Genomic DNA, 18,028 nt, shown 5'->3' with positions numbered 1-18,028 from the left:
GTTCACGCGCGCATCCGCGGCGAGCACCGGCGAATCCGCCGCCGGCCACGACGGCGCCGCGGATGCGCGCGTGAACGGCGGCGAGACAGACGCCCCTGGCACCGGCCTCGGCAAGGGCACCGGTACCGGACCCGGCACCGGCCCCGGCACCGGCTCCGGCCGCTCCGCCTCCGCCGTTTCCGCCGCCGTGGAGCCGGATACCGCGCCGCGCGCCACCGCGCCGCCCCAGCTGGTGCGCGCCTTCCGGCTGGTCTACGACTCGCTGCCGTCCACCGTCGCCCGGATGCTCCGGCTGCTGGCGCTCGCCCCGGCCGGACTGGTGGACGCGCACATCGCCTCGGCGCTGGCCGGCTGCTCGGTGACCGCCGCGCAGAGCACACTGGACGACCTCGCCGCGCACGGACTGCTGCACGCGGACCCGGTGGAACCGCCGCTGCCGGCGCAGTACCGGGTGCCCGGGTGCCTGGAACCGCTGCTGAGGGCGCTGCTGGGAACGAGGGACCGGCCGGGCGAGGTACAGCTGGCCAGGGCCCGGATGCTGGAGCGGACGGTACGGCTCCTGCAGTCGTGCCGCATCACCCTGGAGCCCGATGACGCCCCCGGCCGGGCATCGCTCGAGGGACTGCCGCGCTCGATGCGCTTCCCGTCGCGGGCCGCCGCGGCCGGCTGGCTCCGGGCCCGGCTCCCGGCACTCCTGGCCGCCGCTCACACCGCGGTCGCGGACGGTGAACTCGACACCCTGGCACGGCGGTTGGTGGCCAACCTGGTGCGGGCGCTGGGAGCGGACCCGGGCGACGGCGAGACAGCGGGGGAGCGCTACCAGCTGCACGCTCTCGTGCTCGATGTGGCGACCCGCCGCGGGCTGCCCCGCGAGAAGGCGGCGGCGCTGATCAACCTCGCCGACCTCGACGCGGAGGCCGGCAGGACCCGGCAGGCGCTGGACCGCTACCGGGTGGCGCTCGGCGAGGCCCGTGCGGGTGACGACGGTGAGGCGGAAGGCCGCGCCATGGAGTCCATCGCCGGCACCTACCTGGAGCTGGACGACCCGCAGCGGGCCGCCGACTGGTACGGCAGGGCGCTCGCCCTGCGGCAGGCCCGCGGGGAGACCGGTCACGCGGCCCGGCTGCACGGACGGCTCGGCGCGCTCCACACCTACGGCGGCCGGTACGGCACGGCGCTGCGCGAGTGGCGGGCCGCCGCGGGCGCCCACCGGCGGCTGGGGGACGTACCGGCCCAGGCCCGGGCGCTCAGCGAGGCGGCGCGCGTCCAGGAGTACGCGGGACACCCGGAGGATGCCCTGCGGACCTGCAGGGATGCCCTGTACTGGGCCCGGCAGGCCGGGGACGGGCGGCTGGAGGGAGCGGTGCTGCTGCGCATGGCGGACACCCTCGACCGGCTCGGCGACCCCGGCGGCGCGCGACTGCAGCGGGCGGCCGCGAAGCGCCTGCTCAGCCCGGGTGAGGTCCCTGACTGAGCGGGCCCGAAAAGCTGCAGCCCGAAGGCGTCAGCGCCGTCTACCTACGAAACTGCCAATGGTCTCGCTGAAACTAATCACTTTGTAAGGCTGGACAGAGAGTCTTCCTTCACTAGACTGGGCTCCGCCGCGCACATCGCGGTCAGGTCCGACGTGTGCCGCTATCTCGCGCCATGTCAGGACTCCTGCAGCACACCTGTCTTCCACTGAGTGCAAGGACCGTGATCGACGTGAAGGTCGGCATCCCCCGCGAGGTCAAGAACAACGAGTTCCGCGTGGCCATCACCCCCGCCGGCGTGCATGAGCTCGTGCGCCACGGACATGAGGTCTACGTGGAGCAGGGCGCCGGTCTCGGCTCCTCCATCCCCGACGCCGAGTACACCGGCGCCGGCGCGAACATCCTCGGCACCGCCGACGAGGTCTGGGCCACCGCCGACCTGCTCCTGAAGGTCAAGGAGCCGATCGCCGAGGAGTACCACCGCCTCCGCAAGGACCAGACGCTCTTCACCTACCTCCACCTGGCCGCGTCCCGCGCGTGCACGGACGCGCTGCTGGAGTCCGGCACCACGGCCATCGCGTACGAGACGGTCGAGACCGCTGGCCGCCAGCTGCCGCTGCTCGCTCCGATGTCCGAGGTGGCCGGCCGGCTCGCCCCGCAGGTCGGCGCGTACCACCTGATGCGTTCGGTCGGCGGCCGGGGCGTGCTGCCCGGCGGCGTCCCCGGTGTGCAGGCCGGCAAGGCCGTCGTCATCGGCGCCGGTGTCTCCGGCTGGCACGCGACGACGATCGCGCTGGGCATGGGCTTCCACGTGACCTTGCTCGACAAGGACATCAACAAGCTGCGCGAGGCCGACAAGGTCTTCGGCACCCGGGTCCAGACCATTACCTCCAACGCCTTCGAGCTGGAGAAGGCCGTCCTGGACGCGGACCTGGTCGTCGGCGCGGTACTGATTCCGGGCGCCAAGGCGCCCAAGCTCGTCACCAACGAGCTGGTGTCCCGCATGAAGCCGGGATCGGTTCTTGTCGACATCGCGATCGACCAGGGCGGTTGCTTCGAGGACTCGCGTCCTACCACCCACGCCGATCCGACCTTCGAGGTCCACAACTCGGTCTTCTACTGCGTCGCCAACATGCCGGGCGCGGTGCCCAACACCTCGACGTACGCGCTGACCAATGCCACGCTGCCCTACATCGTGGAACTGGCCAACCGCGGATGGCGCGAGGCGCTCCGTCGTGACGCGGCGCTGGCGCTCGGCCTCAACACCCATGAGGGACAGGTCGTTTACGGTCCCGTCGCCGAGGCGCACGACCTGGACGCCACGGATCTCCACACGCTGCTGGGCTGATCAGCGGGCGTATGACCGGCGTTTGGCGGGCATCTGAAACGTCTACACGTCAACACGGCGACAGCGGCCGGGCCTTGGACACCCAAGGTCCGGCCGAGTGCGTCGAACGAGTTGTTTCACCGTTTCGTACCCCGCTGAAACATCGGCGGCGAGGTGGTTACGCCCTTGACAGCGGGGTGTTCGGTTGCCGACACATCACGCCGTGTCCGGTGGATTGTGTTGCTGTGAACCACTGACACGCCATAGAGTCGCCAACCGTCGGCATGCTGTCACGCTGACCTATCGAGAAGTTTCCTGGTCACCAAGGAGGTAAGACGACTTGTGAATGAGTCGACATTTGCTCCCGGGGGTGGTCAACCAGGAATGACCGTTCAGGTCGAGAGCCCCAACAGGCTCGAGACCATCGGTTCCGTCGCGGTCCGCACCTTCGAGGCACGCCGGGCCGACAAGAACACGGAGACGCACCCCACACACGCCATGGCTCCATACGAGGACGATCTGCAGGACGGTCAGTTCTACGACCCAGACGCGGAGTACGAACCGGATCCCGAATACGCGGCCACACTCGCCCCGGACGCTGCCCGTCAGCGCCGTGAGCGGGTCGGTCCGACCGGCCGTCCGCTCCCGTACTTCCCGATCCCCAATCCGCTCACCGACCACGGCCCGGCGAAAATCGTCGCGATGTGCAACCAGAAGGGCGGGGTCGGCAAGACGACCTCGACCATCAACCTGGGTGCCGCGCTCGCCGAGTACGGCCGCCGGGTACTGCTCGTCGACTTCGATCCGCAGGGCGCGCTCTCGGTCGGGCTCGGCGTCAACCCGATGGAACTCGACATCACCGTCTACAACCTGCTGATGGAACGCGGCTTGGCGGCGGACGAGGTACTGCTGAAGACCGCGGTGCCCGGTATGGACCTGCTACCGAGCAATATCGACTTGTCGGCGGCCGAGGTCCAACTGGTCAGCGAGGTGGCGCGCGAGTCGACCCTGCAGCGGGCGCTCAAGCCGCTGATGGCGGACTACGACTACATCGTCATCGACTGCCAGCCCTCGCTCGGCCTGCTGACCGTCAACGCGCTCACCGCCGCGCACTCGGTGATCGTGCCGCTGGAGTGCGAATTCTTCGCGCTGCGCGGTGTCGCTCTGCTGACCGAGACGATCGAGAAGGTCCGGGAGCGGCTCAACCCCGAACTCGAACTCGACGGCATCCTCGCCACGATGTACGACTCCCGTACGGTGCACAGCCGTGAGGTGCTCGCCCGCGTGGTCGAGGCCTTCGACGAGCACGTGTTCCACACCGTCATCGGCCGTACCGTGCGCTTCCCGGAGACCACCGTCGCCGGTGAGCCGATCACCACGTACGCGTCCAACTCCGTTGGCGCCGCCGCTTACCGTCAGCTCGCCAGGGAGGTGCTCGCCCGGTGTCACGCCGAGTGAGTCTCCCGGGTGCGGACGAACTCTTCCGCACCACAGGGGGCATGGGGCTACAGGCCTCCCAGCCCCGTAAGCACGCCAATGGGGACGCCCAGAAGGCCCCACAGGGCGATGGGCGGCTGCGTCCGGTACCTGACAGCCCGGCGGACGAGAACGACGCGCAGACGGGCACAGCGCCCGCCGGCGCCGGCCAGGACGGCGCCCCGGCCGAGCACAGCGGCCGTGAGGGGATCCCGCAGGGCCGTCGTCCGCAGGCCGCCGGCCAGCCGGCCGCGGCCCCGCTGCCCGTCCAGCAGACGCGCCGCAAACAGCAGCGGCCGCGCCCCAGCGGCCGTGAACGGCACGACGAGAAGATCACCGTCTATGTCTCCGCCGAGGAGTTGATGGATCTCGAACACGCGCGGCTCGTGCTGCGCGGGGAACACGGCCTGGCGATCGACCGCGGCCGGATCGTCCGCGAGGCGGTCGCCGTGGTGCTGGCGGACCTGGAGTCGCGCGGGGACGCGAGCATCCTGGTCCGCCGCCTCCGGGGCCGCTGATCCACCGGGCGGTGGTCGGCGTGGCCCGGGCGACGGCGCAGGGGGCGGCTCAGTAGGCTCCCTGCCAGGGGGCCGCCCCCGCCGACCCCGCGCGATGGACAGCGATGCCGATCACCGACGACGACGCCCCCCAGCCACCTCGCCGAGCCCTCGGCCAGGGGCCGGGCCGCCCGGCGGCACCGGCGCCGGAACCGCCCGGGGTGCCCGGGACGATCGCGGCGCCGGCGGATCCCGTGCGGGCGGATCCGGTGCCCGAGGTGCCCGCTCCCGAGGTGCCCGCGCCCCGTGAGCCGGTCGTCGTTCCTGCCGTGCCCGTGCCCTCGCCTGCCGCATCCGCACCCTCGCCTGCCGCATCCGCACCCGTGCCTGCCGCATCCGCGCCCGAAGCCGCTGAGACCGGGGCTTCGCCCGACGGCAGGTTCACCGTGCGGCTGGTGAACTTCGAGGGGCCGTTCGATCTGCTGCTGCAGCTGATCTCGAAACACCGGATGGACGTGACCGAGGTCGCACTGTCCAAGGTCAGCAATGAGTTCATGGCGCACATCCGGGCCATGGGGCCCGACTGGGATCTCGACCAGGCCACCGAGTTCCTCGTCGTCGCGGCGACCCTCCTCGACCTGAAGGCGGCCCGGCTGCTGCCGTCCGCGGAGGTCGAGGACGAGGCGGACCTGGCGTTGCTGGAAGCGCGTGACCTGCTCTTCGCGCGGCTGCTGCAGTACCGGGCGTACAAGAAGATCGCGGCGATCTTCGCCGAGCGCCTGGAGGCGGAGGCCCTGCATCACCCCCGCACCGTCGGGCTGGAGCCGCACCATGCGGACCTGCTGCCGGAGGTGGTCTTCAGCGTCGGCCCCGAGCGGTTCGCGAAGCTGGCCGTGAAGGCGATGCAGCCCAAGCCCAAGCCGCAGATATACACCGATCACATCCACGCCCCGCTGGTCAGCGTCCAGGAACAGGGCGAGCTGGTGGTGGCCCGGCTGCTCGAGCTGGGGGAGACCACCTTCGCCGACCTCGCGGCGGACGCCCCGGACACGCTGACCGTGGTCGCGCGCTTCCTCGCCCTCCTGGAGCTCTACCGGGAGAAGGTGGTCGCGCTGGACCAGGAGGAGGCGCTCGGCTCGCTGCTGGTGCGCTGGACGGGCGGCGGGCGGGGCATCGACACCGCGCAGCGGCTCGTCACCGACGAATTCGACCCGGAGGGCAAAGAATAATGACGGACGACGCCGCGGCTCCGGCCGGCACGCTCTCCGCCGAGGTCGCGGGCCTCGGCCTGAAGCCCGCGCTCGAGGCCGTCCTGATGGTCGTGGACGAGCCGGCCACCGAGGAGCAGCTGGCGACGGTGCTGCAGCGGCCGCGGCGCGCGGTCGCCGACGCCCTGCGCGAGCTGTCCGACGACTACACCGTGCAGGGCAGGGGCTTCGACCTGCGGCTGGTCGCCGGCGGCTGGCGTTTCTACACCCGGCCGGCGTTCGCGCCGGTCGTGGAGAAGTTCGTTCTGGACGGTCAGCAGGCCCGGCTCACCCAGGCCGCGCTGGAGACGCTGGCGGTCGTCGCGTACCGCCAGCCGGTCAGCCGATCGCGGGTTTCAGCGGTGCGCGGAGTCAACTGCGACGGTGTGATGCGGACCCTCCTGCAGCGCGGTCTGGTGGAGGAGGGTGGGACGGAACCCGAAACAGGTGCGATCCTGTACAGGACGACGAACTACTTTCTGGAACGGATGGGCCTGCGAGGCCTGGACGAGCTACCCGAGCTTGCCCCCTTCCTGCCGGAGGCGGACGCCGTCGAGGCGGACTCCTTGGAAGGGGCTCCGTCGTTCGACCCGGATGCACCGGACGATGCAGATACGACGACTCACTCGACGACGGAACTTTGATGCGAAGCAGCGACAGGAACAGCGGCGGCAACCGGAACCCCCGTGGCGGCAACCCGCGCGGCGGCGCGGGCGGTGGCAGCGGTAGCGGCGGCGGCTCCCGTGGCGGCAGCGCCGGCGGCAGCAGCGGTGGCGGATCCCGCGGCGGCGGCTACCCGCGCGGTGGTGGCAGCACGCCCCGCACCTCGGGCAGCGGCCAGCAGCGCGACGAGGAGAAGCGCGCGCAGAGCCCCCGCCCCGAGGAGCGCCGTTACGACGTCGGGAACACCGGACAGTCGGGCGCGAACCGGCCCGGCGGCGTGCCTGCCGCGAAGCCGCGCTACCGCGCGACCGGCAACCTCGGCCGCAAGCCGATCCCGGCCAAGTCGCGCGAGCTCGAAGCCAAGATCGAGGAGCGCAACCGCTCCCGCTACGAGAACAAGCCGGAGATCAAGACTCCGAAGACATTCGGCAACGACCAGGAGGGCGAGCGGCTGCAGAAGATCCTCGCCCGCGCCGGTATGGGATCGCGCCGTGCGTGCGAGGACCTCATCCACCAGCACCGGGTCGAGGTCAACGGCAAGATCGTCGTCGAGCAGGGCATGCGCGTCGACCCGGAGAAGGACGAGATCAAGGTCGACGGCCTGACGGTCGCCACCCAGTCGCATCTCTTCTTCGCGCTGAACAAGCCGGCCGGCGTCGTCTCCACCATGGAGGACCCCGACGGCCGCCAGTGCCTCGGCGACTACGTCACCAACCGTGAGACCCGGCTCTTCCACGTCGGCCGCCTCGACACCGAGACGGAGGGCCTGATCCTGCTCACCAACCACGGAGAGCTGGCTCACCGCCTGACCCACCCGCGGTACGGCGTCAAGAAGACCTACCTGGCCGCGATCCAGGGCCCGCTGCCGCGTGACCTCGGCAAGAAGCTCAAGGACGGCATCGAGCTGGAGGACGGTCTGGCGCGCGCCGACCACTTCCGCGTCGTGGAGAACCTCGGCAAGAACTACCTCGTCGAGGTGACCCTCCACGAGGGCCGCAAGCACATCGTGCGCCGGATGCTGTCCGAGGCCGGCTTCCCGGTCGACCGGCTGGTCCGCACCAGCTTCGGGCCGATCCCGCTCGGCGACCAGAAGTCCGGCTGGCTGCGCCGCCTCACCAACACCGAGGTCGGCATGCTGATGGGCGAGGTCGACCTCTAAACCGGTCGGTCCGCCCAGCCCGGCCCGCTCAGTCCGCTCGGCCCGGCCCGCTCAGTCCGCTCGGCCCGGCCCGTCTCGGCCCGGTCCGGCCGGCCGGGCCGGTCCCGGCGGGACCTGGCGCCGAAAGCACTGGCCCGGCGGGCCGCGGTCCGGCGAGGATGGTGACCATGACCATCCACGCCGACCGCCTGAGCGCCGCGGGCCTGCCCGACCTGCGCCCGGTCCTCGCCGAGCTCACCGGACAGGGCCAGCCACTGCTCTTCGTCACCGTCTCCGGCGCGCACCTGTACGGATTCCCGTCCCGCGACTCGGACGTCGATCTGCGCGGTGTGCACCTCCTCCCCCTGTCCGATCTCATCGGACTGCGGGAGGGCGAGGAGACGCAGACGAGGATGTGGGACCGGGACGGCCTGGAGCTGGACCTGGTCACCCACGACCTGCTGAAGTTCTGCCGGCTGATGCTGCGCCGCAACGGCTACGTACTGGAGCAGCTGCTCTCCCCGCTGACCGTGCACACCAGCGCGGTGCACGGCGAGCTCACCGCCCTGGCGCCCGGTGTCATCACCCGTCAGCACGCCCACCACTACCGCGGCTTCGCGGCGACCCAGTGGCGGCTGTACGAGAAGACCGGCGAGCTCAAGCCGCTGCTCTACACCTTCCGCGCGCTGCTCACCGGTATCCATCTGATGCGCGGCGGCGGTGTCGAGGCCCATCTGCCGGCACTGCTCGGCCAGGTCACCGCTCCCGCCTACGTCGCCGACCTGATCGAGGCCAAGGCGATGGCCGAACACGGGCTGGCGACGGGCATGGGCATCGCGCGCGCCGCCCGGGACGTCGAGGCGCTGCACACCGCCCTGGACGAGGCGCAGGCCGTCTCCCGGCTGCCGGACGAGAACACCGCGTACGACGCTCTGCACGACCTCGTGGTCCGGACGCGGGTGGCGGCGTGAGCGGCGGCGTGCTGCGCCCGGCGACCGGCGCGCTGATCGGGCTCGCCCTCGGGGACGCGCTCGGGTTCCCGACCGAGTTCAACGATGTGCCGTCCATCCTGAAGAAGATGGGCCCGTGGCGGGAGATGGGGCTGCTCTGGCCCGCGATCGTCACCGACGACACCCAGATGACGCTCGCGCTCGGGCGCGGCTTGCGCACCGCGATGGAGCGCGGGCCGCTGGCACCGCTGCGGATGGCGCGGCCGGTCCGCGAGGAGTACGTCGAGTGGTGGCGGTCGCCGGAGAACAACCGGGCGCCCGGCCGGACCTGCCTGGTGGCCTGCGAGCGGCTCAGCCATGAGGGGCGCGTCTGGCAGGACGCGAGCCAGACCGGCTCCAAGGGCTGTGGCGCAAATATGCGGGTCGCGCCGGTCGGTCTGGTGCCGGGGCTCGACGAGGAGACCCGCGCGGGCGCCGCGCAGCTGCAGTCGGCGCTGACCCACGGGCATCCCACCGCGCTCGCCGCGAGCGACCTCACCGCGCACGCCGTGTTCCTCCTCGCGCAGGGCGCCCGGCCGGACGAACTGGTCGGCCTGCTGCGCGGGTACGCCACGGCGAACCGCTCCGTCTACCACCACCGCTGGCTGGACGACCTGTGGACGTACGCGCAGGACCCCCTGCCGACGAGCTTCATCGAGCGCGGCTGGGACGACTGCCTGGCCGTGCTGGACCGGCTGGAGGCGGCGCTGCGCGACCCCGACCCGGAGGCGGACCCCTGTCTGGCCACGGGAGCGGGCTGGATCGCCGAGGAGGCGCTCGCCACCGGGCTGCTGTGCTTCCTGCTGTTTCCCGACGAGCCGGTCACCGTCCTGCGGCGGGCGGCCTGCACCTCGGGGGACTCGGACTCCATCGCCTGCCTGGCCGGTGCCTTCGCGGGCGCCCACCTCGGGGCGGCCGCCTGGCCGGCGGCGTGGGCGGGACGGATCGAGTACCGCGAGGAGCTACTGGAGCTCGGGGCCTTGTGGGACGGGGTCTGAAGCACCGGCCGAGGCGCGGCGCACCCGCACCAGGAAATCCTCGACACGTGCCCGGTCGGGCTCGGACGGCAGCGGCGAACGCGCCGCCGCGGCGTCCGCCGCGTCGTGCAGGGCCGTCATCCAGGCCCGCGCCTCGTCCCAGGAGACCTCGCCGCGCTTGACGGTGAGCAGCCGCTCCCGGTGCTCGCCGACGTCGATCCGCAGCTCGCCCGTGCGCAGTACGTCACGGGCGCTGATCAACAGCCGCAGCAGGTGCATGGCGTGCTTCCAGCGCGGCGCGCCATGGTTCCGGATATCGGCTTCGATCTTGTGCAGCTGCTGGGCGGCATAGCCGCTGAAGGTGGCGTGCACCTGCCGCGACAAGAAGGCGTCGCGCAGGCCGAGCAGCTCGCGGCCGGTGTCGTCGAGGTGCTCCACGAGGGGGGAGTGGAGGCATTCGAGGAGGTTGGGGTTGGCGCGCAGCGCCAGCTCGCAGAAGCGCTCCAGTTCCCATGAGAACTGTTCTTCGCCAGGACCCTCGACATGGGTCGGGGGCTTGGTGAAACGCCAGAAGAGCGCGGTCGGTGCCACGTACACGCCCCGGCGGTCGGTGTCGCTGCCGTCGGTGGCGAGGCCGAAGGCGCGGGAGCCCATGACACAGGAGTAGACGGTGTGGCGGCGTACGAGATCGTGTCCGGGCATGTCGCGATGATGACCGGGCATGCCGCGCTGACGGCCGGGCGTCAGGACCACGGTGTGAGCCGCACCGGGCGGCCCTCCCCGTCCCGTTCGACCTCCAGCATCCCGGTCACCGCCGCGCGGTTGATCCGGCCGTACACGTGGGGAAAGAGGGTGCCCGCCGCGACGCCCGGCGGCGGCGCCGGGTCCGCGGCCTCCCAGCGCACCGGGTGGTCCAGCTCCGTCTCGTCGATGAGCAGTGCCATCAGCGGGCCCGACGTGTCCCGGTAGAACGCGTCGGCCACGGCCAGGGTGACCGGTTCGTCAGGGGAGCAGTGCACGAAGCCGTCCTCGGCGAGGGATGCGGGCGCGTACGGGCGGTCGGGTTCACGGAGCCAGGCGTCCAGCGGGACCAGGTGAAGGATCATGTGCAGTGTTGTACCGGACGGCGGTGTCGTCCAAGTGGCGGGGGCATCCGCCATGGGAGACATTGGCCATGTCCGTCCCAGGGAGAGACGCGGCAAGCCCCCCGGCCGCCCGTCTCGCAGGGCGGTCGCCGCAGCAGTGCGCCCGAGCGCTTGGTTAGGCTTACCGGGTTCGGATGCGAGGCATGAGGGAGCAGTGACGTGGCGGTACGAGCGGTCCGCGGAGCCGTCCAGCTGGAGCGGGACGAGGCGGAGCACATGCGCGGACAGGTGTCCGAGCTGCTCACCGCTCTCCTGGACCGCAACCGGCTCGAAGTGGACGACCTGATCAGCGTGATCTTCACCGCGACCCCGGATCTGCACAGCGACTTCCCCGCGGTGGCCGCGCGCAAGCTCGGCATCGTCGATGTGCCGCTGGTCTGCGCCCAGGAACTGGACATCGAAGGCGCCATGCCGCGCGTGGTCCGCATCCTCGCGCACATCGAGACCACGCTGCCCAGGAGCGAGATCGCGCACGTCTACCTCGGCGCGGCCGCCGCACTCCGCAAGGACATCGCCCAGTGAGGACCGCCCTGGTCATCGGGACCGGCCTGATGGGCACCTCCGCCGCGCTCGCCCTCGTCTCCCGCGGCGTCGAGGTGTACCTGGAGGACCACGACCCGTCCGCCGCGCGCACCGCGGCCTCGCTCGGGGCGGGCAGCACCGTGGCCCCCGAGGGCCCGGTCGACCTCGCGATCGTCGCCGTACCGCCCGCGCATGTGGCGCGCATCCTGGCCGACGCGCAGCGCCGCGGCCTGGCCCGCGGTTACCTCGACGTGGCCAGCGTCAAGGCCGGTCCGCGCCGTGACCTGCAGGCGCTCGGCTTCGACCTGTCCCGCTACATCGGTACCCACCCGATGGCGGGCCGCGAGCGCTCCGGCCCGCTGGCCGGGACCGCCGACCTCTTCGAGGGCCGCCCCTGGGTGCTGACACCGACCCGGGAGACCGAGACCGAGGTGCTCAACCTCGCCCTGGAACTGGTCGCCCTGTGCCGCGCCGTGCCCGTGGTGATGGACGCCGACGAGCACGACCGCGCCGTCGCGCTCGTCTCGCACACCCCGCAGCTGGTCTCCAGCATGGTCGCGGCCCGCCTCCAGCACGCCGAGGACACCGCCGTACGGCTGTGCGGACAGGGCATCCGGGACGTCACCCGTATCGCCGGTTCTGAACCCGGCATGTGGATGGACATCCTGGCCGCCAACCCCGGCCCGGTGGCCGATGTGCTCGCCGAGGTCGCCACCGACCTGACCCAGGCCGTCGAGGCGCTGCGCGGGCTGCAGTCCGCCGACAAGGACGAGCGCCGTACCGGCGCCGACGGCATCGAGGACATCCTGCTGCGCGGCAACGCCGGCCGGGACCGGGTCCCCGGCAAGCACGGGACGGCACCCAAGACCTACGAGATCGTCGCGGTCCTCATCGGCGACCAGCCGGGCGAACTGGCCCGGATCTTCGCCGACGCGGGCGCGGCCGGCGTGAACATCGAGGACGTGCGCATCGAGCACTCGACGGGCCAGCAGGCCGGTCTCATCCAGCTCATGGTCGAGCCGGCGGCCGCGCCGGGCCTGACGGCCGCGCTGCGTGAACGGGGCTGGTCCATCCGGCCGTGAGCCGGCCGGGCGAACGGTCCCGCGGCCGGTTCGGGAGCGGTTCGGGAGCGGTTCGCGGGCGACCGGAAACGGCCGGGGACAACGGCTGTGGTACATGCGCTGGTGCCCGGCCGGTAACCTTATGGGATGGCATCCGGCGTCAGCTCGGCCGCCCCTACCCCGTAACCGTGCCCAAGGAAGGCCCTCGCGCTGTGGAAACTCCGGTGATCGTCGCCATCGACGGCCCCTCGGGCACGGGTAAGTCCAGCACCTCCAAAGCCGTCGCGGCCAAGCTCGGCCTCAGCTACCTCGACACCGGCGCCCAGTACCGGGCGATCACCTGGTGGATGCTGAGCAACGGTGTGGATGTGCGCGACAACGAGGCCGTGGCCAATGCCGCCACCAAGCCCGTCATCGTGTCCGGCACGGAACCCGTCGGCCCGACCATCACCGTGGACGGCGAGGACGCCTCAGGGCCGATCCGCACCCAGGAGGTCACCGCCGCGGTCAGCGCCGTCAGCGCGGTGCCCGAAGTGCGCACCCGGCTGGTCGGGCTGCAGCGCGCGGCCGCCGCCTCCGCGCCGGGCGGCATCGTCGTGGAGGGCCGCGACATCGGCACCACGGTGCTGCCCGACGCCACCCTCAAGATCTTTCTGACCGCCTCCGCCGAGGCCCGCGCGTCCCGCCGCAGCGGCGAGCTCAAGGGCTCGCAGACGGTGGGGGCGACCCAGGCCGCCCTGGTCAAGCGGGACGCCGCCGACTCCGGCCGCAAGACCTCGCCGCTCGCCAAGGCGGACGACGCCATAGAGGTGGACACCACCGACCTCACCCTCGACCAGGTCATCGAGTGCATCGTCACCCTGATCGAGGAGAAGCGGGCGGCTCGGTGACGTCTCAGCACCCGACGGCGCCCGGCCCGCGCGGAGCGGCGGTCGGCCGCCGCATCGGCATCGGCCTGATGAACGGCCTGTGGCGGCCCCGCGTCCTCGGTTCCTGGCGGGTGCCCGCCCACGGGCCGGTCATTCTCGCGGGCAACCACTCCCACAACGTGGACGGGCCGATGATCATCGGCACCTCCCCGCGTCCCGTGCACTTCCTGGTCAAGAAGGAAGCGTTCATCGGACCGCTGGACCCGTTCCTGCGCGGCATCGGCCAGCTCGCCGTCGACCGGGAGAGCGCCGACCGCACCGCGATAGCCGCCGCGCTCGGCGTTCTGGCGCGCGGTGGAGTGCTCGGGATCTTCCCGGAGGGCACCCGCGGTGCGGGCGACTTCGCGGAGCTGCGCTCCGGACTCGCGTACTTCGCGGTGCGCTCCGGCGCGCCCGTCGTACCGGTCGCCGTCCTGGGCAGCGCCCGCCAGGGACGGGTGATAGCCGGACTGCCACCGCTGCGCAGCCGGGTCGACATCGTTTTCGGGGACCCGTTCGAAGCGGGTGACGGAAGCGGCCGACGCACCCGTACGGCGATGGACGCCGCCACGTCGCGCATCCAGGAGCACCTCACCGCGCACCTGGCCCACGCCAAGCAAGCCACAGGCCGCTGAACCACACCAGGTTCGGTAGCCACCACTGTTGATCGACGGAGAGCTTTTCATGGACAACCAGAACGAACACGGCGACGTCGGCGCGCTCGGCGACGACGAGTACGCGGAGTTCATGGAACTCGCGGCCGAGGAAGGCTTCGACCTCGAAGAGGTCGCAGGCGACCTGGCGGCGGCGGGCCACGGCCCGCTCCCGGTGCTCGCCGTCGTCGGCCGCCCGAACGTCGGTAAGTCGACGTTGGTCAACCGCATCATCGGCCGCCGTGAGGCGGTCGTCGAGGACAGGCCGGGCGTCACCCGTGACCGGGTCAACTATGAGGCGAACTGGAACGGCCGCCGCTTCCGGATCGTCGACACCGGTGGCTGGGAGCAGGACGTCCTCGGCATCGACGCCTCCGTCGCCGCCCAGGCCGAATTCGCGATCCAGGCCTCCGACGCGGTGTGCTTCGTCGTGGACTCCACGGTCGGCGCCACCGACACCGACGAGGCCGTCGTCCGGCTGCTGCGCAAGTCGGGCAAGCCCGTCGTACTCGCCGCGAACAAGGTCGACGGCCTGTCCGGCGAGGCGGACGCCGCCGCGTTGTGGAACCTGGGCCTGGGCGAGCCGCACGCCGTCTCGTCGCTGCACGGCCGCGGCACCGGCGACCTGCTCGACGCGATCATGGCGGTACTCCCCGAGGCACCCGCGATGACCTTCGGCGAGATCGTCGGCGGCCCGCGCCGTATCGCGCTGATCGGCCGTCCGAACGTCGGCAAGTCGAGCCTGCTCAACAGGGTCGCGGGCGAGAACCGGGTGGTCGTCGACAAGGTCGCCGGCACCACCCGCGACCCGGTCGACGAGCTGATCGAGCTCGGCGGCATCACCTGGAAGTTCATCGACACCGCCGGTATCCGCCGCAAGGTGCACCTGCAGGAAGGCGCGGACTACTACGCGTCGCTCCGTACGGCCGCCGCGCTGGAGAAGGCGGAGGTCGCGGTGGTCCTGATCGACACCAATGAGTCGATCAGCGTCCAGGACACCCGGATCATCACCATGGCCGTCGAGGCCGGGCGCGCCGTCGTCATCGCCTACAACAAGTGGGACCAGATCGACGAAGAGCGCCGCTATTACCTCGAGCGCGAGATCGAGCAGGACCTCGTCCAGGTCCAGTGGGCGCCGCGGGTGAACGTCTCGGCGCTCACCGGCCGCCACATGGAGAAGCTCGTCCCGGCGATCGAGGCCGCGCTGGAGGGCTGGGAGACGCGCATCCCCACCGGCCGCCTCAACGCCTTCCTCGGCGAACTGGTCGCCGGCCACCCGCACCCGATCCGCGGCGGCAAGCAGCCCCGCATCCTGTTCGGGACGCAGGCCGGTGTCAAGCCGCCGCGGTTCGTGCTCTTCGCCTCGGGCTTCCTGGAGGCGGGCTACCGGCGCTTCGTCGAGCGCCGGCTGCGCGAGGAGTTCGGATTCGTCGGCACTCCGATCCAGGTCTCCGTCCGGGTCCGCGAGAAGCGCGGCCGCAAGAAGTAGGACGCGCGAAACGGGCCGCGAGCAGCGGGCCGCCGCCGGAAGCAGACCGCCACGGGCGGGCCGCACGGGCTCCTTGCCGGAGCCGTACGGTCCGCCCGTGTGCGTCCAGGGCCCGTTAGAGCCCGTACATCCGGTTGTCGGGGCGGCCGGGCGGCAGTGCCGCCGGGCGGTTGCCGCGGTGCCGTCCGGGCGCGGTGTCGTACGGGCGCTGCTCCTCGTGCCAGGTCGCGAACACGTTGAACTGCATGGCCTCCTCGCCGGAGCGGTCGCCGGGCAGAGCCCGGAACAGCCTGCGGTACTCCGAGTAGAGGGCGTCGTAGATCGGTGTGCCTGTGCCACCACCGGACGGATCCTGTGCGCTGCGCATGGCCGGGATCTGGCTCTGGAAAGGGGCTCGGGAGAATGCGTCAAAAGTGTGCACGAATGTGCCAACGACTGCTGACCGTCCCAAGATGCGGGCGGTAGGCATAAATGCGGATCTTTGACGATGAAAAGGGGCGCATACGGATTCCCGTACGCGCCCCTACGTGTGACGGTTCATCAGCCCGCACGGGCGGCTCAGGTGCCCGAGAGCCGCATCGTCCCGGCCACCAGCAGACCGCGGTTGCACGCGCGTTCCAGCGCGACGCGCATCAGGTCCTCGCGGGGCTGCCGGCCGATGGAGTCGGCCGGGGCCGCGTAGACGTACACCTCATTGGTGCGGTTCACCGCGTTGCGCCAGCCGTCGCTCACCTGCAGCGGCTGATGGGCCTGCCACCAGGCGGTGGAGGGGCCGCTGGGGGCGCCCGGCTGCAGGACCGCGTGCAGCTGGCCCATGGCCAGCAGTACCGACCAGCCGGTCAGGGCGGGCGGCGGCACGGCCAGGTCGAGCTGGGGCATGAACCCCTGCTCGATCATGAGGGGGAGGAAGTCGTCCCCGTCGGCCTCGGCACCCGGGCGGCTGATGGCCCCGGTCGGTTCGACCACCAGGGCGGCGCGCAGGGTTCCCTCGACCAGCACCAGCCCGCAGGTGATGCCCAGCACCGCCTGGCGGGGCGCCTCCGCGCTCCCGGCCTCCGGCACGGCATCCGCCGGGCCGGCCGCCGGCCCGCCCGACGCGTCGTCGGCGGTGATGCTGCGCACCGCGCCCTGGAGCTGCTCCTCCGAGACCGGCACCACCTGGGAGGGGATGCAGGTCGCGTGGGCGAAGGCGAGCACCGCGGTCTCGTCGCTGACGAACAGGACCGTACTGGTGCGCTCCTGTCCGGTGTCGCCGGGGGTACGGCAGGAGGTGCAGTCGTAGGCCCCCGGGGCGTTCTCACCGGCGAGCAGGCGCGTGGCCTCCTCCTCGCCGATCTCGGCGCGTACCTCGGCGCTGACGTCGAGCATGGGCGGCACGGAGGCCTCCTTGACTGTGCGGCTGCGGTTTGCTGCGCTGGGCGTTCCCCGGCGCATAGTGACAACGGATGATCTGTGGTGAGGGTCACGCCCTTCGCGGCATCCGATCCCGCCGCCGGGTGCGGAGGGTGATCGGTTGCCCGGAGGGCCTCACTCCATGTCGAACTCCAGTACTGGTCAAGGTACGTATCGCTATGAAGTGAGTCACAACGAGTGCTGCGCGTATGGCGTCTTAACTCGATATGACATCCCCAAAGGGTCGGAGAAAATACGTCCTTACTTCGGGTAACAGTCAAGTGGCCTGCAACGACCCGGATTTGGTTGATAAGGGCTCCGGAGGTGCCTAGGTTCTCGGTCCGTGTGCAAAGAGCACCGCCCGGGTTCGGACGGGCACCGGCGTCCGAACGCCGGTGCCCGTTCTTGAGGCACGAGGGGGAACCCCGGGTTCCGTGGAGAGGGAAACCATGGTCTTGGCCAAGTACCGAATCACCGCTGTGCTCACCGGCATGGCCGCACTGAGCCCGCTGGCCGTTCTGGCCGCCGGAGGACAGGCCGCGGCGGCCGACGGCGGAGTGTGGGACCGCATCGCCCAGTGCGAGAGCGGCGGCAACTGGCACATCGACACCGGTAACGGCTATTACGGCGGACTGCAGTTCGCCGCGGGAACGTGGCGGTCGAACGGCGGCGCCCAGTACGCCGCGACCGCCGACCGGGCGACGCGTGAGCAGCAGATCGCCATCGCGACCAAGGTACAGCGGGCCGGCGGATGGGGGGCGTGGCCGGTCTGCGCGCGGCGGGCGGGAGCGTACGGCAGCGCACCGTCCGTCGGTACCCCGAAGGCGAGTGCGCCCAAGGCGGGCACCCCGAAGGAGAACACGGCGCGGCCCACGGCGCAGGAGCCGAGCGCCGCCGAGCGCGCGAACCGCGGCCAGGAGCGCAGCGCGATCGCGGTCACCTCCGGAGCGGTGGGGGCTCCGCTGGCCGGCCGGCTCCCCGCGTGGTGGCCCGCCTGGTGACGGTGCCGGCTCCCCGCTGAGGATGTCCGCCGGGCGCCGGTCCCGTCGGTGGTCCGACCGGGTGAGGCGCC

At 71.6% G+C, this 18,028-nt stretch carries 19 protein-coding genes; 15 read left to right on the top strand and 4 right to left on the bottom strand.

Translation table 11 applies throughout. From position 1 onward, the window contains the following. The 9 genes from QMK24_RS16985 to QMK24_RS16945 all read left to right on the top strand — a co-directional run. Positions 1-1,474, top strand: a 1,474-nt coding sequence (locus QMK24_RS16985; protein WP_283466903.1) for a tetratricopeptide repeat protein, incomplete at its 5' end; no start/stop codon positions are given. Between the two features lie 230 nt (positions 1,475-1,704). Then, positions 1,705-2,820: an alanine dehydrogenase gene (gene ald / locus QMK24_RS16980; protein ID WP_283466923.1), complete on the top strand. Its 1,116-nt coding sequence runs from the start codon at positions 1,705-1,707 to the stop codon at positions 2,818-2,820. A gap of 363 nt (positions 2,821-3,183) precedes the next feature. After that, positions 3,184-4,257, top strand: coding sequence for a ParA family protein (locus QMK24_RS16975; RefSeq protein ID WP_283466900.1), 1,074 nt, complete (start codon positions 3,184-3,186; stop codon positions 4,255-4,257). Beyond that, positions 4,242-4,793 (top strand): hypothetical protein, encoded by a 552-nt coding sequence (locus QMK24_RS16970; RefSeq protein WP_283466899.1) that lies wholly within the window; start codon positions 4,242-4,244, stop codon positions 4,791-4,793. Before QMK24_RS16975 ends, QMK24_RS16970 begins: the two co-directional genes overlap by 16 nt. Positions 4,794-4,897: 104 nt before the next feature. Further along, positions 4,898-6,001, top strand: coding sequence for a segregation and condensation protein A (locus tag QMK24_RS16965; RefSeq protein ID WP_283466898.1), 1,104 nt, complete (start codon positions 4,898-4,900; stop codon positions 5,999-6,001). Beyond that, on the top strand, positions 6,001-6,663 hold the full coding sequence (gene scpB / locus QMK24_RS16960; RefSeq protein ID WP_283466896.1) for an SMC-Scp complex subunit ScpB: 663 nt from the start codon (positions 6,001-6,003) through the stop codon (positions 6,661-6,663). The genes QMK24_RS16965 and scpB overlap by 1 nt, the downstream gene beginning before the upstream one ends. Then, positions 6,663-7,841 carry a pseudouridine synthase gene (locus tag QMK24_RS16955; RefSeq protein ID WP_283466894.1) on the top strand — a complete coding sequence of 393 codons (1,179 nt, stop codon included), beginning with the start codon at positions 6,663-6,665 and terminating at the stop codon, positions 7,839-7,841. Before scpB ends, QMK24_RS16955 begins: the two co-directional genes overlap by 1 nt. Positions 7,842-8,008: 167 nt before the next feature. Further along, positions 8,009-8,791 (top strand): nucleotidyltransferase domain-containing protein, encoded by a 783-nt coding sequence (locus QMK24_RS16950; protein ID WP_283466893.1) that lies wholly within the window; start codon positions 8,009-8,011, stop codon positions 8,789-8,791. Beyond that, positions 8,788-9,807, top strand: a complete 1,020-nt coding sequence (locus QMK24_RS16945) for an ADP-ribosylglycohydrolase family protein (protein WP_283466892.1) — start codon at positions 8,788-8,790, stop codon at positions 9,805-9,807. Before QMK24_RS16950 ends, QMK24_RS16945 begins: the two co-directional genes overlap by 4 nt. Here QMK24_RS16945 and QMK24_RS16940 read toward each other — a convergent pair. Both QMK24_RS16940 and QMK24_RS16935 read right to left on the bottom strand, forming a co-directional pair. Next, entirely contained in the window at positions 9,772-10,488 is a 717-nt protein-coding gene (locus QMK24_RS16940; RefSeq protein WP_283466891.1) for a nucleotidyltransferase domain-containing protein, read from the bottom strand. The two genes, QMK24_RS16945 and QMK24_RS16940, sit on opposite strands and share 36 nt — an antisense overlap. Positions 10,489-10,529: 41 nt before the next feature. Further along, a complete protein-coding gene (locus tag QMK24_RS16935; protein ID WP_283466890.1) occupies positions 10,530-10,892 on the bottom strand; it encodes a DUF952 domain-containing protein in 363 nt (120 codons plus the stop codon). Between the two features lie 198 nt (positions 10,893-11,090). Between QMK24_RS16935 and aroH the strand changes: the two genes are divergently transcribed. The 5 genes from aroH to der all read left to right on the top strand — a co-directional run bounded on the left by aroH (position 11,091) and on the right by der (position 15,564). Then, the gene (gene aroH, locus QMK24_RS16930; protein WP_283466889.1) at positions 11,091-11,453 is read left to right on the top strand and encodes a chorismate mutase; all 363 of its coding nucleotides are present in this window, start codon (positions 11,091-11,093) and stop codon (positions 11,451-11,453) included. Then, positions 11,450-12,535: a prephenate dehydrogenase gene (locus QMK24_RS16925; RefSeq protein ID WP_283466888.1), complete on the top strand. Its 1,086-nt coding sequence runs from the start codon at positions 11,450-11,452 to the stop codon at positions 12,533-12,535. Before aroH ends, QMK24_RS16925 begins: the two co-directional genes overlap by 4 nt. A gap of 191 nt (positions 12,536-12,726) precedes the next feature. Beyond that, a complete protein-coding gene (gene cmk / locus QMK24_RS16920) occupies positions 12,727-13,404 on the top strand; it encodes a (d)CMP kinase (RefSeq protein WP_349307852.1) in 678 nt (225 codons plus the stop codon). Beyond that, a complete protein-coding gene (locus QMK24_RS16915) occupies positions 13,362-14,057 on the top strand; it encodes a lysophospholipid acyltransferase family protein (RefSeq protein ID WP_283466886.1) in 696 nt (231 codons plus the stop codon). The genes cmk and QMK24_RS16915 overlap by 43 nt, the downstream gene beginning before the upstream one ends. A gap of 49 nt (positions 14,058-14,106) precedes the next feature. Beyond that, complete coding sequence (gene der, locus QMK24_RS16910) at positions 14,107-15,564, top strand: ribosome biogenesis GTPase Der (RefSeq protein WP_283466885.1); 1,458 nt, start codon at positions 14,107-14,109, stop codon at positions 15,562-15,564. Positions 15,565-15,679: 115 nt separating this feature from the next. Here the strand turns inward: der and QMK24_RS16905 are convergent, their stop codons facing one another. Both QMK24_RS16905 and QMK24_RS16900 read right to left on the bottom strand, forming a co-directional pair. Continuing rightward, positions 15,680-15,931 (bottom strand): hypothetical protein, encoded by a 252-nt coding sequence (locus QMK24_RS16905; RefSeq protein WP_283466884.1) that lies wholly within the window; start codon positions 15,929-15,931, stop codon positions 15,680-15,682. A gap of 191 nt (positions 15,932-16,122) precedes the next feature. Further along, positions 16,123-16,941, bottom strand: a complete 819-nt coding sequence (locus QMK24_RS16900; RefSeq protein WP_283466883.1) for a DUF8842 C-terminal domain-containing protein — start codon at positions 16,939-16,941, stop codon at positions 16,123-16,125. Between the two features lie 464 nt (positions 16,942-17,405). On the opposite strand from QMK24_RS16900, the gene QMK24_RS16895 reads away from it, so the two are divergent. Continuing rightward, positions 17,406-17,957 carry a transglycosylase family protein gene (locus QMK24_RS16895; protein WP_283466882.1) on the top strand — a complete coding sequence of 184 codons (552 nt, stop codon included), beginning with the start codon at positions 17,406-17,408 and terminating at the stop codon, positions 17,955-17,957. Positions 17,958-18,028 lie beyond the last annotated feature (71 nt).

It is taken from the genome of Streptomyces sp. PH10-H1, assembly GCF_030063355.1.
Taxonomy (GTDB): Bacteria; Actinomycetota; Actinomycetes; order Streptomycetales; family Streptomycetaceae; genus Actinacidiphila.
The sequence above is the reverse complement of the archived record's forward strand: the minus strand, read 5'-3'. Positions and strand labels throughout refer to the sequence as shown.

What these genes read in the sequence shown, in the direction of transcription:
- QMK24_RS16975 (WP_283466900.1), top strand. Translation starts at nt 3,184, where the DNA reads ATGACCGTTCAGGTCGAGAGCCCCAACAGGCTCGAGACCATCGGTTCC.
- QMK24_RS16965 (WP_283466898.1), top strand. Translation starts at nt 4,898, where the DNA reads ATGCCGATCACCGACGACGACGCCCCCCAGCCACCTCGCCGAGCCCTC.
- scpB (WP_283466896.1), top strand. Translation starts at nt 6,001, where the DNA reads ATGACGGACGACGCCGCGGCTCCGGCCGGCACGCTCTCCGCCGAGGTC.
- QMK24_RS16955 (WP_283466894.1), top strand. Translation starts at nt 6,663, where the DNA reads ATGCGAAGCAGCGACAGGAACAGCGGCGGCAACCGGAACCCCCGTGGC.
- QMK24_RS16950 (WP_283466893.1), top strand. Translation starts at nt 8,009, where the DNA reads ATGACCATCCACGCCGACCGCCTGAGCGCCGCGGGCCTGCCCGACCTG.
- QMK24_RS16940 (WP_283466891.1), bottom strand. Translation starts at nt 10,488, where the DNA reads ATGCCCGGACACGATCTCGTACGCCGCCACACCGTCTACTCCTGTGTC.
- QMK24_RS16935 (WP_283466890.1), bottom strand. Translation starts at nt 10,892, where the DNA reads ATGATCCTTCACCTGGTCCCGCTGGACGCCTGGCTCCGTGAACCCGAC.
- der (WP_283466885.1), top strand. Translation starts at nt 14,107, where the DNA reads ATGGACAACCAGAACGAACACGGCGACGTCGGCGCGCTCGGCGACGAC.
- QMK24_RS16905 (WP_283466884.1), bottom strand. Translation starts at nt 15,931, where the DNA reads ATGCGCAGCGCACAGGATCCGTCCGGTGGTGGCACAGGCACACCGATC.
- QMK24_RS16895 (WP_283466882.1), top strand. Translation starts at nt 17,406, where the DNA reads ATGGTCTTGGCCAAGTACCGAATCACCGCTGTGCTCACCGGCATGGCC.